The sequence below is a fragment of the Flavobacterium bernardetii genome (genome assembly GCF_011305415.1).
GTDB classification, from domain to species: Bacteria; Bacteroidota; Bacteroidia; order Flavobacteriales; family Flavobacteriaceae; genus Flavobacterium; species Flavobacterium bernardetii.
Map to the genome: position 1 here is coordinate 632,540 of NZ_JAANOQ010000001.1, position 14,536 is coordinate 647,075.

Below are 14,536 nucleotides of genomic sequence, written 5' to 3' on the forward strand. Positions count from 1 at the left end.
GTAATAGAATTATAAGAATAAAAACTGTGAAAACTCGTTGGTTTTTGTTAATTTTGCCGCAAATTAAAACATAAAATACATGCTTACAATTTCTAATTTATCGGTACAATTTGGTAAAAGAATTTTATTCGACGAAGTAAATACTACTTTCACGCAAGGAAACTGTTACGGAATTATTGGTGCTAATGGTGCTGGAAAATCAACATTTTTAAAAATAATTGCCGGTGAAATGGATCCTACTGCGGGTAGAGTTATTTTAGAACCTGGAAAACGTATGTCGGTTTTAAACCAAAACCACAATATGTTTGATGAATACACGGTTTTAGATACGGTATTGATTGGAAATAAAACATTACACGCCATAAAATCTGAAATGGATGCTTTATATGCGGATTATGATGATAAAAATGCTGATAGAATAGGTGAGTTGCAATTGAAATTTGATGAAATGAACGGTTGGAATGCCGAAAGTGATGCCGCTTCCTTATTATCAAATTTAGAAATTGGTGCAGAACATCATTATACTGCAATGGGCGAATTAGAAGGAAAGCTTAAAGTTCGTGTGTTATTAGCGCAAGCTTTATTTGGTAATCCTGATGTTTTAATTATGGATGAGCCTACCAACGATTTGGATTTTGAAACCATCGGTTGGTTAGAAAATTTCTTAGCTAATTATGAAAATACAGTATTAGTTGTATCGCATGACCGTCACTTTTTAGATGCGGTTTGTACACATATTTCTGATATTGACTTTGCGAAAATTACACACTATTCTGGTAACTATACATTCTGGTACGAAAGTAGTCAGTTAGCAGCTCGTCAGAAAGCACAACAAAACAAAAAAGCAGAAGAGAAAAAGGCCGAATTAGAAGAATTTATTCGTCGTTTTAGTGCCAATGTTGCAAAATCAAAACAGGCAACTTCTCGTAAGAAAATGATTGAAAAATTAAACTTAGATGAAATTAAACCATCAAGTAGAAGATATCCTGCCATTATTTTTGAAACCGAGCGTGAAGCAGGTGATCAAATTTTAAATGTGCAAAACTTATCTGCGACTCAAGATGGAGAATTGCTATTTAAAGATGTGCATTTAAATATGGCTAAAGGCGATAAAATTGTCGTTTTTTCTAAAGATTCTCGTGCTACAACTGCTTTTTACGATATTTTAAACGGATTAAAAACTGCCGATTCTGGTACTTTCGATTGGGGAGTTACGACTACACAATCCTATTTACCAGTTGAAAATCACAGCTTTTTTGATCACGTTGATTTAAATTTAGTAGATTGGTTACGCCAATGGGTGAAGACTGAAGAAGAACGCGATGAAGTTTACGTTCGTGGTTTCTTAGGAAAAATGATTTTCTCTGGTGAAGAAGCTTTGAAAAAATGTAACGTCCTTTCTGGAGGAGAAAAAGTGCGTTGTATGTTGTCTCGTATGATGATGATTAGAGCTAACGTTTTAATGTTAGACGAACCAACAAACCACTTAGACTTAGAATCAATTACAGCATTTAACAACTCGTTAAATAATTTTAAAGGTTCTATTTTATTAACTACACATGATCACGAATTTGCACAAACTGTTGGAAACAGAATTTTAGAAATTACTCCAAGTGGTGTAATTGATCGTTACATGACATTTGATGAATATTTAGAAGATGATAAAATTAAAGAATTACGTACTAAAATGTATTCTTAATTTATGAGTATAGATTTTAGATTTACGAATTTAATAATATAGATAATCCCGAGTTTTGCTCGGGATTTTTTGTTTATTACTGGGGTTGTTGTTGTGTAACGCAATGAATCATTCCTCCATTTTCGTATAAATTTCTAACATCTATACCTACAACTGTTCTTCCTGGGTAAAGCGCTGCAATTAAATTATTTGCAATGACATCATTCAGATCGTTATAATTTGGAACTAGTACTTTTCCGTTGGCAACATAGTAATTTATATAACAACCTTTGTAGCCTAAATTTGTACCATTAGTTGTTATAACATTATTTTGAGTTAATGGTAAATACGTCTTTGTATAAACTTGATTGTTAGTATTTGAAGCGTTATATAAAATGTTTATATCATCTTGAGTTAAACCCCAAGTCAATAAATCTGCATTGCTCATGGTAACCATTTTATTTCCAGGAACAAATTTTGCAACACCATCAATATGCATGTCAGTAACATCCTCAGCACTAAATCCACCTTCTAGCCAAATAACTTTTGTAGCACCATAATATTTTTTAAAATTCGCTTCTGCTTGAGCTTGTGACATTCCGCTATTTCTAACAGAATTTGCTGGACTCTGACTAATAACAGAACTTCTTGTAGCCATCAACACACCATTTCCGTCAAGTTCTACAGAACCTCCTTCATTTATCATTGGAACATTTACAACAGTTTTCCCTAAACTTGTTCCAATAAAAGTTGGAATTGGGTCGCATTTTGTAAAATTGTGTTTTCCACCCCAACCATTAAACCCCCAATCTTGAATCACAATTGTACCAGATAAATTTTTTGCAAATATTGGTCCGTTATCTCTAACCCAAACATCATTTGTTTCATGAATTTTGAAATCGATATTTGTTAACGGAACAGAAGCGTTATTTAATAAAGTTGTAATTCTAGCTTGCTCGGTAGTATTGTACGCAATTATGTGTACTTTTTCATTTGATTGCAAAGCATTTGCCATAGCTACCCAAGTGGCGTCTAAACTATTACGATACTCTAAACCATATTCGTAATGATGTGGCCATTGTAACCAAGTTCCTTCGTGTGTTTCACTTTCATCAGGAAAAGTATATTGAACAGTTGTATTGATTGGTGTTTCTTCTTGTATTTCATCTTCTCCTCCGCACGAAAACAAAAGAGATGTTGTTATGATGGTTAAAATTTTTAAAGATTTCATTTGGGAGTTGTGTTTAATTAATAATTATCTTTTTTGAATAAATTTTTTCTGAATTTTCAAATAAATTTAAGAAATAAATTCCTGATTTTAAGTCTTCTATGTTTATTTTTAGAATTTCTGCTTCAATGTTTGAATCGAATCTTTTTATGGTTTTTCCATTGATATCTGAAATTTCAATTTGTAAATCTTTATATTCAAAATGGTCTAATTCGATATTTATATAATCATCTGTCGGATTTGGATAAATTAAAATTTCTTCATCATCAATGTCATAACTTGAAGAACCCAAAGTTCCAGAAGCGGGTTGTTGTTGCGTCACACAATGAACCATTCCACCATTACCGTATAAATTCCTTACATCAATTCCAACAACAGTTCTTCCAGGATATAATCCTGCAATTATAGTATTGGCAACAGCATCATTTGGATCGTTATAATTTGGAACTAACACGCGATTATTGGCTACATAATAATTAGCATAACTTCCTTTATATCCTAAATTTGTTCCGTTAGTTTTAGAAACATTATTTGCTGTTAACGGAATTGTAACAATTGTATATGGAACATTATTTGCATTGGTCGCTGCATATAATATATTTATATCAGTTTGTGGAACTCCCCAATACAATAGATCCGCTTGACTCATTGTAACTAATTTATTTCCAGGGGCAAATTTTGCAAAGCCATCTATATGTGCGTCTGTTATGTCGTCTTGACTAAACCAACCATCTAACCAAATAAATTTTGTAGCTCCTAAATATTGACTAAAAATGGCATTGGCTTGTGCTTCTGTCATTCCAACATTTCGTAAGGCGTTTATTCCTGTTGGAGTAGTTGGGTTGGTTTGTGCTAAAATAGCGCTTTTTGTAGCTAAAAAAGTTCCTGCGCCATCCATTTCCCATGAACCACCTTCAACTGTCATAACACTATTTAAGTTTATCACTGTTGCCCCAGTAGCCGTAGCGATATTTGTTGGAATTGGGTTGCATTTACTAAAATTATAATCACCACCCCAGCCATTAAAGCCCCAATCTTGAATCACTAATTGACCAGATGAATTTCTAACATAGATTGGTCCATTGTCTCTAACCCAAACATCATTAGTTTGAAAAATTTTGAAATCTACATTTGTTAATGGGATACCTGCTGTAGTAAGTAAACTCGTAATTCTGGTTCTTTCCGTGTTATTGTAAGCAATAATATGCACTTTTTCGTTGGCTTGTAAAGCGTTTGTCATAGCTACCCAAGTGGCATCATTTTCATTTCTAAACGTCATTCCGTATTCATATTGATGAGGCCATTGTAGCCAAGTGCCTTCGTGTAGTTCAGCTTCATCAGGAAAAGTGTAGGTTTGCGCATTTAAGCTTGAAAAAGACAAGCAAATAATAATGTTTAACAGTTTGATTTTGGTCATAATGTGTTGTATTTAAGGTTATGACAAAAATATTTATTGTTGAAATAGGAGTATTGTCCAAAATGGACAACTTTAATTATTTTATAGGGACTAAAATATGAGTGATATAATCTTCTTCATTTGTTGTGTTAATAGAACCAAACTCATAATGTTCTATAATTGGCGTTGCATTTATTTCATATTGTTGATTAAAAAGCCAATCAAAATATAATAAACGATAGGTTTCTAAAATGGTATCATAACTTCCAAAATGCGTATATTTTATATATTTTCCACCGAAAATAAATTTAGAATTGTAGTTTTTTATTTTTTCGTTTCCAGTACCAAAACAAGCTTCATACCTACTTTTATTAGGTATTGAAATTAGTGGTTGGTCTATTATAACTCCAAAATAGGAAATTTTTGTATTGTTTTTGTTTTGATCATAAATGATATCCCATAAATTATCTATGATTTCGTTATCATAATCATTCGTAACTAATAATTTATATTGAACTTCAATTTTATCAAGATATATAGTTTTAGAATCTATTTTTGAATGTCTTTTTTCTTCAATAAAGTTATTGAAAATATTTTCTTTATTTTGACGTGCTTCGTTTGGAGTTATTTTGAACTTATTTTTGAAAGCTTTTGAAAAGGCTTGATTACTTTCGTAGCCAATATCAATTGAAATATCGGAAATAGATTCTGTTGAATAAATTAATCTTTTGAAACCCTTTTCAAGGCGTACTCTTTTTTGAAATTCGCCAATGTTTTCCTTGAAAATTTTTTTAAAAATACGTTGAATATTTCTGTAAGAATAATTTGAAATAGCTTCTAATTCTTCTACACTAATATTTCTATTGAAATTTTTTTCAACAAAAATTAATACTTTATGAATTTTCTCTATTTCTAACATTGGAGAAATTATTTTATTCTTCCAATAAATCTGGTCGTCTTGCCATTGTATGTTCGTAGGCTTTTTGTTCGCGCCATTTTTCAATTTCTGGGAAATTACCGCTCAATAAAATGTCTGGAATTTTCATCCCTTTATATTCAGCTGGACGAGTATAAATTGGAGGTGATAATAAATTATCTTGAAAACTATCCGTTAACGCCGAAGTTTCATTACTCAACACACCTGGAATCAATCGGAATAAGGCATCGCATAAAATTACAGCACCTAATTCGCCACCAGACAATACATAATCGCCAATTGAAATTTCTTTGGTAATATGCATATCACGAACCCTTTGATCTACACCTTTATAATGACCACATAAAATAATTAAATTCCCTAACATCGACATCGAATTCGCCATTTTTTGGTTTAACGTTTCTCCATCTGGAGTCATGTAAATGATTTCATCGTATTCGCGTTCGCTTTTTAGTTGGGTAATGCAATCGTCAATAGGTTGAATATTCATTACCATTCCAGCGCCTCCGCCAAATTGGTAATCGTCCACACTTTTCTGTTTGTTTGTACTATAATCGCGTAAATTGTGAAAATGAACTTCTACCAAGCCTTTATCAATAGCTCTTTTCATCATCGAACCTTCAAACGGACTTCTTATTAATTCTGGTAAAACGGTAATAATATCTACGCGCATATTTTTAAGTTTGGAGTATTTAGTAATTAGTTTGGAGTTATAAATAGTTACAAAGATAAACAACAAAAACCTGAAACTTTAAACTTGAAACAAATAATTAAACTCCAAATTGTCTTAAATGATGGTCTACATGTTTCCATTGCAAATTATTCCAATCTTCAGCATTCATTTTTCCCCAAAAAGGATGGTTTTTGCATGTTATAGCTTGTTCACCTTGTTGAAATCTTGAAAAATTGGTAATCAATTCATTTTTTACGGTTTCAAATTCAAAGTTCTCAGCGTATTTGAATTCTTTTGCTGTTGGACTGTTTTTAGCAAATTCAGGTTTCTTGAGAACAGAACCTTTCATTAATCGCCCTAAAATTTTAAAAACAAAAGGAACTTTTAAAGGTTTTTCATTAAATGATACAAGAACAGCATCGTTAATGTGTTTTAACATTTGATCTACACTCATTTTTCCCCATAATGCTTGTGATTCGGGTGATAATGAATGAATTCTATTTATAATTTCTTGATTGTCTGCTTTATTGAAGATTGATTTCATTTTTTAAGTTGCTAAGTTTTATTTTTTTTTTACCAGGAAGACACTAAGTCGCTAAGGTTTTATGTTTAATCGTAAGTTTATTTCTTCTATTATTTTTTCTTTTTCAACTTCAGACGTATTTTCTAATATAGCAATTGAAATATTGTCATATTTAAAAGAAATACCATTCGAATTCATGCCAAATAATTCTAAATGAAATGACATCATTTGTTCGAATTCCATGCCTAATCCTCTATTTTTGAAAATATTGGATTCAATTCTTAAACTTGTTAAATTTTTAATTTTTCTTAGTTCGAATTTTTTAATAAACATTAAAAAACTTCCAGTTTTCTTTATTGTAAGGTAATTTTTATTAATGGTAATAATTTCTTTACCTCTAAATTTCCATAAAAAAATTCGCAGAAAAAATAAACCAATACATAAAGGAATTAATGCTAGATATTTAATTTCTTCTGTAAGTAACACTAGAATAAAAAAGATAAAAGAAAATAAGCAAAAAACTCCTAAAAATATATTTTCGGTTATTAGAGTACTATTTGTTTTTTCAATAATAAAATTATTTCCTTTATTGTGAAAATTTGTACAGCCTGCTTTAAAATTGTTGATCATAAAATATTTAAGTTTTTAACTCCCTAATTCCCCAATAATCCCATACATCATCGGAATTTTATTTCCGAATTTTTGTATGCGAAATTTGCCTGGTTCAAATTCTTCAGTTTGACTAAAACAGTTATAATTTGAATAGTCAAATTCTTTAAAACTTTTGATAGTAATGTTTTGTTTAAGAAGAGATTGAAACACTTCACTTAAACTATGATTCCAAGTGATTGATTTATGTTCTACTTCAATGCTTCTATCTGCATAAGTTCCAGATTCTTCTTCATAAATAGGTTCAGATTTGAAGTAATTATAGAAGACTTCTTTAAAATCATTATCGTACATCCAAACGACAGGATGAAATTCAAAAAATACTAATTTTCCATTTGGTTTTAATGCTCCACTAATTACTGAAGCCCATTTATCTAAATCGGGTAACCAGCCAATTGTTCCATAACTAGTATATACAATATCATATTTTTCAGTAATGTGTTGTAAAGTATCGTACACATCACAACAAATAAATTCGGCATCTAAACCTAATTTGTCATTTAAAGCTTTGGCTTTAGCAACTGCTTCTTCTGAAAAATCAATTCCTGTAACTTTTGCACCTAATCTCGCCAAAGACAAACTATCTTGTCCAAAATGACATTGCAAATGCAAAATTCTTTTTCCAGAAACCTCGCCAAGAGCTTCTAAATCGGTTTGTGGTAACGTGATTTTTCCGTTAATGAAATTTTCTTGTTCGTAAAAATCGGAATCAACATGAATGGTAACTTTACTGTTCCATGTCTGTTTATTAATTTGAAGGTAGTTTTCTGAATTCATTTTGAGATGTTATTTTTTGGTTAAAAACCAATCAAATATAGTTAAAAAAGTAGTAAATTTGCACTTTAATTTAAAAAATAAAAGCAATGCAAGACGGAATTTACGCTAAATTTAATACAGCAAAAGGTGCCATTTTAGTAAAGTTAACTCACGATAAAACGCCTGGAACAGTTGGAAACTTTGTAGGTTTGGCTGAAGGCCAATTAGAAAACAAAGCAAAACCAATGGGACAACCTTTTTATAATGGTTTAAAATTCCATAGAGTTATTCCAGATTTCATGATCCAAGGTGGTTGCCCACAAGGACAAGGAACTGGTGGACCAGGTTACCAATTTGATGATGAATTTCACCCAGAATTAAAACATGACAAACCAGGTGTTTTGTCTATGGCAAATTCAGGACCAGGTTCTAATGGATCTCAGTTTTTCATTACGCACGTTCCAACAAATTGGTTAGACGGTAAACATACTGTTTTTGGTCATGTTGTAGAAGGTCAAGATGTAGTTGATGCAGTAGCTGGAAATGATTCTTTAGATTCTATTGAAATCATTAGAGTTGGAGCTGAAGCTGAAAAATGGAATGCTATTGAAGAATTCATTTCTTTTAAAGGTGGTCGCGAAAAAAGAATGTCTTTACAAAAACAAGCTGCTGAAGATGCTATGGAAAAATTAGCTGCTGGTTTTTCAAAAACGGAAAGTGGTTTACGTTACCAAATTATTCAAAAGGGTAGTGGTAAACAAGCTGAAAAAGGTAAAAAAGTTTCTGTTCACTATCAAGGTGCTTTAGAAAACGGTCAAGTATTTGATTCATCATACAAAAGAAAACAACCAATTGATTTTCAATTAGGAGTTGGACAAGTTATTGAAGGTTGGGACGAAGGTATTGCTTTGTTACAAGTTGGAGATAAAGCTCGTTTTGTCATTCCATCTTACTTAGGTTATGGAAGTAGTGGTGCTGGAGGAGTAATTCCACCTAATGCTACTTTAGTATTTGACGTAGAATTAATGGACGTTAAATAATAGCTAGAAGTATTCAGTTTTTAGTATTCAGTAAGAATTGAGTAAAAAAATAAATGTTAAAATCCGTTTCGATTCTAAATCGGAACGGATTTTTTTTATATTTGAAAAACTAAAAATATAAAGATGAAAACAAAATTTATAATTGGATTATTAGCTTTAGCTTTTGCTTATGGTTGTACGGCTAAAAAAGCGGCAGCATCAGATTCAGTTGCAGTTGCTGCTGAACCTGTTAAAGAAAAATTAGTTATTACTAGAGAAGTTTTAGCTGAAGGAAAAAGTTTATACGGAATGAATTGTGCAAAATGTCACGAATTGTTTAATCCAAATAGTTTTACACCTCAAGAATGGACTCCAATTGTATTACGTATGCAAAAGAAAGCTAAAATTTCTGATGAACAACGTGAAAAAATATATGCTTATTTAACTACACCACAAATGTAATAGATTTGGGTTTGTATACAATTTCAATTAACTTTGGCTCGTATTTTGCGAGCCATTTTTATATATGAAGAAATTATTTCTATTCCTATTGTTCACTACTTTCTGCTTTTCGCAAGATGGTTTACCTCATTGTGGCTACGATTTTACAACCTATTTAGTAGCTAATCCAATTGATGCAACTACAAAGAAAATTATAGATGGTTTACAAATTACTTTAGTGGATAATAACGGAAATGAAATGTTAAACACAAATAACGAATTTAGTTTAATCAATAAAGATAAAACTTTATCATTTGCGAAAAACTACAGAGTTACATTAGCAAATTCAGAAGAAAGATGGTTTTATAATATTTGTGAAGATCAGTATTTACTGCAATTGAAAGCCAATTTTATTCCTGAAGAAAAGGGTTACGCTGTAAAAATCACCGATTCATTAAAACGTTATCCAACAACAATTGTTCCCGTTTTTAATACTAATCTATATGTTTTGTGTACGACAAAAGTGAAAAGCTTTGGTCCAAAAATGACAAATAATATGATTACTGTGGAGATGAGTAAATAGATTGTTTTAATACTTAAAACTGCTATTAGTGAATGGGTTTATTCTTCAACAATTCCTTCGAAAATTTCTTTTGCTATTACTTCTCCTCTATAAAAATCATTATCCCATTTTCCGTTTGTATAGATGAAACACATAAAATCACTATATAAAGGTGTTCTAAATTTATTTTTTAACTCATTTTGAGTATACTTATAATATATATTAAAATAATCTCCTTCATTTGGAAAGTACTCAAAATCAAATATGTTTTTGAAATTAAGTTCAGAAATTATAAAATCACTGGTTATTTCTTCGGTTAATTTTTCTGCTGGCATATAATATGAAAAATCCATTGTTGGTGGAATTTCACATTCAAAAATACTTAGCCTCCAGTTAATTTTTTTTCAAAATATTTTCTAAAATCAAATTTTTCCTTTTTATGTTTTCTGGTGTTTTTATTATGAATTAATTCATTATTTTTTTCTTCAAAAACATTTTTAATAGTAATAAATTTCATTTTTAAATATATTAAAAACTACTCAACAGGTGCAGCAATAGGAGCAGCAGTACTATCTGTTGCCACTTTTCTTCTTGGTTTTGGTTTTTTCTTTACAATTGGAATGTAAATTTCAGTTTCCCATTTAGAAGGTTCGCTAACTTCTGGTGCCGATTTCTTATAAATCCCCATATAAACAGACGCTTTGTCTTCCGTGAATTTATTTTCAGCTATATAATTTCTTGCTTTTGACCAAGCATTTTTCATGTGCGAATAATCGCCTTTTAAAATGGTTTTAACTGCTAAAAAGGATTCGAAACTGTTTCCTTTAATTTGACTTTCTGGTGTGGTTAAAATTTCATCTCTGACAGGAACACACATAGAATATTTCATTGTATTTCCATTTGGACTGTTATAAAAAATAACAAACGGAACACCTAAAGTTTCAATGTCATTACTTTTAATAAAAGTTTTCATTGTAGTGAGTAAAGCTTTAGATTTCTTAGGAAAATCTTTCACTAAACACGAATCTTTTTGCTCAATAAAAATGGTTTCTGGTCGGTTCACTAAACCTTGTACTTTTATATCAAAATTACCTAATTCATTCACTAAATAATTGTTGATTTTAACCAAACTTTCTTCAATTTGTGGTCCAACATAACTCGTGATTCCACCATTTAAAACAGAATATATTTTTTCTTTAAAGGTTAAATCTCCTTTAATTGTTACTAAAGCTAAAGTTCCAGTTTTAGTTTTTTTGAATTTCCAGTGTAAGGTTTGTTTGTTTGTACTTTCAATATAGTCTTGAACAATAGAATCTTTTTGTGCGTATGTAGTTGCAATTTTAGTGTTAGCATCCCATTTTACGAAAGATTTTTCTCCAATCGTATTTTCAGAAGTGGTAAAAGTGAAGTTTTCGTCTTTATTAAATTGTTGCCAATCGCTCCAATTTGAAAAATCGTTAACGTATTCAAACACTACTGCAGTAGGTGAATCAATTTCTTTTTGTTTCGTAATTTGATAAGTCGCTGGTTGAGTTGCAACAAAAACTACAAATGCCAGAAGGAAAAGTAGAAATAAAAGCGTTAAATATTTGAAAATTTTCATTTACCCTGATTCTAAAAACCAAATATAAATAAATTATTCTTTTATGTAGCCTTTAATTAAGAATAAGAATAAAATAAATAGTAAAAATCCTAATAACACCCATTTCACACCTTTATATTGTTGTTTGTGAATGCTTTTGTCTTTTAGATACATAAAAACGATGATTATGATAAAAGCAATTGCAAATAAAATGGCGAAAATAGTTTGTCCTTGTGAAAACATGTTGATAAAATTTTCAACAAATTTAAGGATTACAATATTTAAAATATAATTTTATGGCATTAAAATTTTTCAAAAAAAGTTTGCCACGAATTATCGAATTTAATGTTAAGATTAAAAATTAGTTTCGACTTTGTCGGAAATTTATTCGAATAAAATTTTTAAATTCAATAAATAAGTATTCGAATATTCGTGGCCAAAATAAATTTAAAATAATGCTAAAACATATATTATGCAAAAACAATTAGATGCTGTGAAATTATTTCATACCACTTACGGATTAGGAGTAAGTACTGAAATGAAAGCCGATTTGGGTGAACAAAAAAACAACCTTCGTTTTGAATTGATGAAGGAAGAAAATGAAGAGTATTTAGAAGCCGTTCAAAACAATGATATTGTTGAAATTGCAGATGCTTTAGGCGATATGTTGTACATTTTATGCGGTACGATTTTAGAACACGGATTACAACATAAAATGGAATCAGTTTTTGATGAAATTCAGAGAAGTAATATGAGTAAATTAGGTGAAGATGGAAAACCAATTTATCGTGAAGATGGTAAAGTGATGAAAGGTCCAAATTACTTTAAACCCAATTTTGAAGAAATATTAAAATAAAAAAAATGCCTTTGATTGTCAAAGGCATTTTTAATTTTATGTAAGTTGAATTAAATTTTAACTGTCCAATTAAATGTATCCTCAGCTAATTTGTATTGAATGTTGTTTAATTTTTCTTTAATTTCTAAAGCAAAAGAATTTTCTAATTTTGGTAATTCGAAATATTCATCTCTGAATGAAAAACCAATAATTGGATTAATAACCGCAGCCGTTCCAGCTCCAAAAATTTCTTTTAACGTTCCGTTTTTCGCAGCAGCTACTAATTCTTCTACTAAAACTGGACGAACCTCTGTAGCAATATTATCTCTTTTAGCAATATCTAAAACGGATTTTCTCGTTACACCATCTAAAATTCTTTCCGAAGTTGGCGCTGTTAATAAAGTATCTCCAATTCTGAAAAATACATTCATTGTTCCAGCTTCTTCTAATTTTGTATGTGTAGCATCATCCGTCCAAATAATTTGTTGAAAACCTTGATCGTTAGCTAATTTTGTTGGATAAAACTGAGCTGAATAATTTCCAGCCGCTTTTGCAGCACCAATTCCACCATTTGCAGCACGACTAAAATGTTCTGCAATAATTACTTTAACTTCTCCAGAATAATAAGATTTAGCTGGCGAAAGAATAATCATAAAACGATATTGAGAAGAAGGTTGTGCAATTACACCACTTCCAATCGCAATCATAAATGGTCTGATATATAATGAGTTTCCGTTTCCGAATTTTACCCAATCTTTCTCTATATTTAATAATGTTTTTAATCCGTCAATAAAGATATTCTCAGGTATTTCAGGCATAGCCATACGAACCGCACTTTTGTTAAAACGCGTATGATTTTCATCTGGACGAAATAACCAAACGTCATCATTAGCATCTTTATACGCTTTCATACCTTCAAAAATAGCTTGTCCGTAATGGAAAACTTTTGCAGATGGATCAATTGTAAATGGTTCGTAAGCCTTAATTACAGGTTGTTCCCAAACTCCATTTCTGAAATCACAAATTAACATGTGATCCGTAAATGTGTTACCGAAAGTTAAGTTTTCAAAATCTACTTCATTAATTTTTGAAGTTTCATTTTTAATAATTTTGATATCGTTTGTAATACTATTCATTATTTATAGGTGTGTGTTGTGTTTTTGAAAATTTTTACAAATTTATTAAATAAATTATTCTTGAAGATTCATTTTTTGAATAATTATTAACAAAGTTTACCTTAAATAATTAAATTTGTTTTTTGAAACACTATAAAAATAAAAAAAAAATGAAAAAAATAGTTCTAATTGCTGCATTATCAGTTGCTTTGGTTTCTTGTAGTAAAAAGGAAGAAACTGTAGTAAAATCAGAATCAAAAATGACTTATGCTTCTTTTGGAGATAAAATTACAGAGGAGAATTCTATCACAAAAGACGAAATGTTAGCCAAATATAAATCGTTAAAATCGGGTGATACTTTAAATGTAAAAGTTGCGACTAAAATTAATGAAATTTGTCAAAACAAAGGTTGTTGGATGACTTTAGATTTAGGAAAAGAAGAAAAAGCATTTGTAAAATTTAAAGGTTATAGTTTTTTCGTACCGATGAATGCTCAAAAAAGAGCATCTGTTGTAGAAGGAAAAGCGTTTGTTGAAGAAACTTCTGTAGCAGAATTAAAACATTACGCTGAAGATGAAGGCAAATCTGCTGAAGAAATTGCTAAAATTACTGAACCAAAAACAGAATATAAATTTTTAGCGCATGGCGTTTTAATTGCGAAATAATGAAGTATTTAGTATTTGTTATTTCGGTTTTATTTTTGAGTTGTAACTCGAATAAATCAGAAGAGAAAAAAGAGAATTGCGAAAAACCTAAAGAAGAGTTTCAAATGTATGAAGCTTCTGAAATGGCGATACTAATGGAACAAATGTATGTTCATAATGTGCAACTTCGCGATAAAATTAGTAAAAATGATTCGTTAGGTGAATTACCAGAATATTTTTCAAACATCTCTAAAGCAACCATGACAAAAGGTAAAGAAAGAGATGCGTTTTTTAACGAAAAAGCAGCTGTTTTTATCAAAGCGCAATCTGAAATTTATACTTCAAAAAACACCAAAGAAAGCTTCAATGCAATGGTAAATGCTTGTATAAGTTGTCACGAAGTAAAATGTGGCGGACCAATTGAAAGAATTAAAACATTATATATTAAATAAGATTTATTTCGAAAATAGATTTAAAA

The 14,536-nt window shown here is 30.2% G+C and carries 19 protein-coding genes; 7 read left to right on the forward strand and 12 right to left on the reverse strand.

Going from position 1 to position 14,536, the window contains the following annotated elements; genetic code table 11:
* Positions 1 to 79: 79 nt before the first annotated feature.
* Positions 80 to 1,699 carry an ABC-F family ATP-binding cassette domain-containing protein gene (locus tag G6N05_RS02965; RefSeq protein WP_166125067.1) on the forward strand — a complete coding sequence of 540 codons (1,620 nt, stop codon included), beginning with the start codon at positions 80 to 82 and terminating at the stop codon, positions 1,697 to 1,699.
* A 76-nt stretch (positions 1,700 to 1,775) separates the two neighbouring features.
* Here the strand turns inward: G6N05_RS02965 and G6N05_RS02970 are convergent, their stop codons facing one another.
* From G6N05_RS02970 to G6N05_RS03000, 7 genes are all read right to left on the reverse strand, one after another.
* Positions 1,776 to 2,909 (reverse strand): agmatine deiminase family protein, encoded by a 1,134-nt coding sequence (locus tag G6N05_RS02970; RefSeq protein ID WP_166125068.1) that lies wholly within the window; start codon positions 2,907 to 2,909, stop codon positions 1,776 to 1,778.
* Positions 2,910 to 2,922: 13 nt separating this feature from the next.
* Positions 2,923 to 4,323 carry an agmatine deiminase family protein gene (locus G6N05_RS02975; RefSeq protein ID WP_166125069.1) on the reverse strand — a complete coding sequence of 467 codons (1,401 nt, stop codon included), beginning with the start codon at positions 4,321 to 4,323 and terminating at the stop codon, positions 2,923 to 2,925.
* A 76-nt stretch (positions 4,324 to 4,399) separates the two neighbouring features.
* On the reverse strand, positions 4,400 to 5,221 hold the full coding sequence (locus tag G6N05_RS02980; protein ID WP_166125070.1) for an AraC family transcriptional regulator: 822 nt from the start codon (positions 5,219 to 5,221) through the stop codon (positions 4,400 to 4,402).
* Between the two features lie 13 nt (positions 5,222 to 5,234).
* Entirely contained in the window at positions 5,235 to 5,912 is a 678-nt protein-coding gene (gene trmD, locus G6N05_RS02985) for a tRNA (guanosine(37)-N1)-methyltransferase TrmD (RefSeq protein WP_166125071.1), read from the reverse strand.
* Between the two features lie 97 nt (positions 5,913 to 6,009).
* Entirely contained in the window at positions 6,010 to 6,456 is a 447-nt protein-coding gene (locus G6N05_RS02990; protein WP_166125072.1) for a DUF1569 domain-containing protein, read from the reverse strand.
* A 51-nt stretch (positions 6,457 to 6,507) separates the two neighbouring features.
* A complete protein-coding gene (locus G6N05_RS02995) occupies positions 6,508 to 7,065 on the reverse strand; it encodes a hypothetical protein (protein WP_166125073.1) in 558 nt (185 codons plus the stop codon).
* A gap of 15 nt (positions 7,066 to 7,080) precedes the next feature.
* Positions 7,081 to 7,881 (reverse strand): class I SAM-dependent methyltransferase, encoded by an 801-nt coding sequence (locus G6N05_RS03000; RefSeq protein ID WP_166125074.1) that lies wholly within the window; start codon positions 7,879 to 7,881, stop codon positions 7,081 to 7,083.
* An 86-nt stretch (positions 7,882 to 7,967) separates the two neighbouring features.
* Here G6N05_RS03000 and G6N05_RS03005 point away from each other — a divergent pair, with 86 nt between their 5' ends.
* The 3 genes from G6N05_RS03005 to G6N05_RS03015 all read left to right on the forward strand — a co-directional run bounded on the left by G6N05_RS03005 (position 7,968) and on the right by G6N05_RS03015 (position 9,903).
* Positions 7,968 to 8,900, forward strand: a complete 933-nt coding sequence (locus G6N05_RS03005) for a peptidylprolyl isomerase (RefSeq protein ID WP_166125075.1) — start codon at positions 7,968 to 7,970, stop codon at positions 8,898 to 8,900.
* A gap of 123 nt (positions 8,901 to 9,023) precedes the next feature.
* Positions 9,024 to 9,341: a c-type cytochrome gene (locus G6N05_RS03010; RefSeq protein WP_166125076.1), complete on the forward strand. Its 318-nt coding sequence runs from the start codon at positions 9,024 to 9,026 to the stop codon at positions 9,339 to 9,341.
* A 64-nt stretch (positions 9,342 to 9,405) separates the two neighbouring features.
* Positions 9,406 to 9,903, forward strand: a complete 498-nt coding sequence (locus G6N05_RS03015; RefSeq protein WP_166125077.1) for a hypothetical protein — start codon at positions 9,406 to 9,408, stop codon at positions 9,901 to 9,903.
* 38 nt (positions 9,904 to 9,941) lie between these two features.
* Here the strand turns inward: G6N05_RS03015 and G6N05_RS03020 are convergent, their stop codons facing one another.
* The 4 genes from G6N05_RS03020 to G6N05_RS03030 are packed head-to-tail and all read right to left on the reverse strand — an operon-like array spanning position 9,942 to position 11,707.
* A complete protein-coding gene (locus tag G6N05_RS03020; RefSeq protein ID WP_166125078.1) occupies positions 9,942 to 10,235 on the reverse strand; it encodes a hypothetical protein in 294 nt (97 codons plus the stop codon).
* Between the two features lie 29 nt (positions 10,236 to 10,264).
* Positions 10,265 to 10,399 carry a hypothetical protein gene (locus G6N05_RS15690; RefSeq protein WP_262887782.1) on the reverse strand — a complete coding sequence of 45 codons (135 nt, stop codon included), beginning with the start codon at positions 10,397 to 10,399 and terminating at the stop codon, positions 10,265 to 10,267.
* 18 nt (positions 10,400 to 10,417) lie between these two features.
* Positions 10,418 to 11,485, reverse strand: coding sequence for a GyrI-like domain-containing protein (locus tag G6N05_RS03025; RefSeq protein WP_166125079.1), 1,068 nt, complete (start codon positions 11,483 to 11,485; stop codon positions 10,418 to 10,420).
* A 33-nt stretch (positions 11,486 to 11,518) separates the two neighbouring features.
* Positions 11,519 to 11,707 carry a hypothetical protein gene (locus G6N05_RS03030; RefSeq protein WP_166125080.1) on the reverse strand — a complete coding sequence of 63 codons (189 nt, stop codon included), beginning with the start codon at positions 11,705 to 11,707 and terminating at the stop codon, positions 11,519 to 11,521.
* Between the two features lie 229 nt (positions 11,708 to 11,936).
* Between G6N05_RS03030 and G6N05_RS03035 the strand changes: the two genes are divergently transcribed.
* Positions 11,937 to 12,320 carry a pyrophosphohydrolase domain-containing protein gene (locus G6N05_RS03035; RefSeq protein WP_166125081.1) on the forward strand — a complete coding sequence of 128 codons (384 nt, stop codon included), beginning with the start codon at positions 11,937 to 11,939 and terminating at the stop codon, positions 12,318 to 12,320.
* Positions 12,321 to 12,370: 50 nt separating this feature from the next.
* On the opposite strand, the gene G6N05_RS03040 is transcribed toward G6N05_RS03035, so the two are convergent.
* Positions 12,371 to 13,435, reverse strand: coding sequence for a branched-chain amino acid aminotransferase (locus G6N05_RS03040; RefSeq protein ID WP_205729727.1), 1,065 nt, complete (start codon positions 13,433 to 13,435; stop codon positions 12,371 to 12,373).
* A gap of 149 nt (positions 13,436 to 13,584) precedes the next feature.
* Here G6N05_RS03040 and G6N05_RS03045 point away from each other — a divergent pair, with 149 nt between their 5' ends.
* Together G6N05_RS03045 and G6N05_RS03050 are read left to right on the forward strand one after the other, a co-directional pair.
* On the forward strand, positions 13,585 to 14,079 hold the full coding sequence (locus G6N05_RS03045) for a DUF4920 domain-containing protein (RefSeq protein WP_166125082.1): 495 nt from the start codon (positions 13,585 to 13,587) through the stop codon (positions 14,077 to 14,079).
* On the forward strand, positions 14,079 to 14,510 hold the full coding sequence (locus G6N05_RS03050) for a hypothetical protein (protein WP_166125083.1): 432 nt from the start codon (positions 14,079 to 14,081) through the stop codon (positions 14,508 to 14,510). The genes G6N05_RS03045 and G6N05_RS03050 overlap by 1 nt, the downstream gene beginning before the upstream one ends.
* The last annotated feature ends 26 nt before the right edge of the window (positions 14,511 to 14,536 follow it).

What these genes read in the sequence shown, in the direction of transcription:
- G6N05_RS03030 (WP_166125080.1), bottom strand. Translation starts at nt 11,707, where the DNA reads ATGTTTTCACAAGGACAAACTATTTTCGCCATTTTATTTGCAATTGCT.
- G6N05_RS02970 (WP_166125068.1), bottom strand. Translation starts at nt 2,909, where the DNA reads ATGAAATCTTTAAAAATTTTAACCATCATAACAACATCTCTTTTGTTT.
- G6N05_RS03050 (WP_166125083.1), top strand. Translation starts at nt 14,079, where the DNA reads ATGAAGTATTTAGTATTTGTTATTTCGGTTTTATTTTTGAGTTGTAAC.
- G6N05_RS03040 (WP_205729727.1), bottom strand. Translation starts at nt 13,435, where the DNA reads ATGAATAGTATTACAAACGATATCAAAATTATTAAAAATGAAACTTCA.
- G6N05_RS03010 (WP_166125076.1), top strand. Translation starts at nt 9,024, where the DNA reads ATGAAAACAAAATTTATAATTGGATTATTAGCTTTAGCTTTTGCTTAT.
- G6N05_RS02965 (WP_166125067.1), top strand. Translation starts at nt 80, where the DNA reads ATGCTTACAATTTCTAATTTATCGGTACAATTTGGTAAAAGAATTTTA.
- G6N05_RS03020 (WP_166125078.1), bottom strand. Translation starts at nt 10,235, where the DNA reads ATGGATTTTTCATATTATATGCCAGCAGAAAAATTAACCGAAGAAATA.
- G6N05_RS02980 (WP_166125070.1), bottom strand. Translation starts at nt 5,221, where the DNA reads ATGTTAGAAATAGAGAAAATTCATAAAGTATTAATTTTTGTTGAAAAA.
- G6N05_RS03015 (WP_166125077.1), top strand. Translation starts at nt 9,406, where the DNA reads ATGAAGAAATTATTTCTATTCCTATTGTTCACTACTTTCTGCTTTTCG.
- G6N05_RS02990 (WP_166125072.1), bottom strand. Translation starts at nt 6,456, where the DNA reads ATGAAATCAATCTTCAATAAAGCAGACAATCAAGAAATTATAAATAGA.
- G6N05_RS02995 (WP_166125073.1), bottom strand. Translation starts at nt 7,065, where the DNA reads ATGATCAACAATTTTAAAGCAGGCTGTACAAATTTTCACAATAAAGGA.
- G6N05_RS03000 (WP_166125074.1), bottom strand. Translation starts at nt 7,881, where the DNA reads ATGAATTCAGAAAACTACCTTCAAATTAATAAACAGACATGGAACAGT.
- G6N05_RS03005 (WP_166125075.1), top strand. Translation starts at nt 7,968, where the DNA reads ATGCAAGACGGAATTTACGCTAAATTTAATACAGCAAAAGGTGCCATT.
- G6N05_RS15690 (WP_262887782.1), bottom strand. Translation starts at nt 10,399, where the DNA reads ATGAAATTTATTACTATTAAAAATGTTTTTGAAGAAAAAAATAATGAA.
- G6N05_RS03025 (WP_166125079.1), bottom strand. Translation starts at nt 11,485, where the DNA reads ATGAAAATTTTCAAATATTTAACGCTTTTATTTCTACTTTTCCTTCTG.
- G6N05_RS03045 (WP_166125082.1), top strand. Translation starts at nt 13,585, where the DNA reads ATGAAAAAAATAGTTCTAATTGCTGCATTATCAGTTGCTTTGGTTTCT.
- trmD (WP_166125071.1), bottom strand. Translation starts at nt 5,912, where the DNA reads ATGCGCGTAGATATTATTACCGTTTTACCAGAATTAATAAGAAGTCCG.
- G6N05_RS03035 (WP_166125081.1), top strand. Translation starts at nt 11,937, where the DNA reads ATGCAAAAACAATTAGATGCTGTGAAATTATTTCATACCACTTACGGA.
- G6N05_RS02975 (WP_166125069.1), bottom strand. Translation starts at nt 4,323, where the DNA reads ATGACCAAAATCAAACTGTTAAACATTATTATTTGCTTGTCTTTTTCA.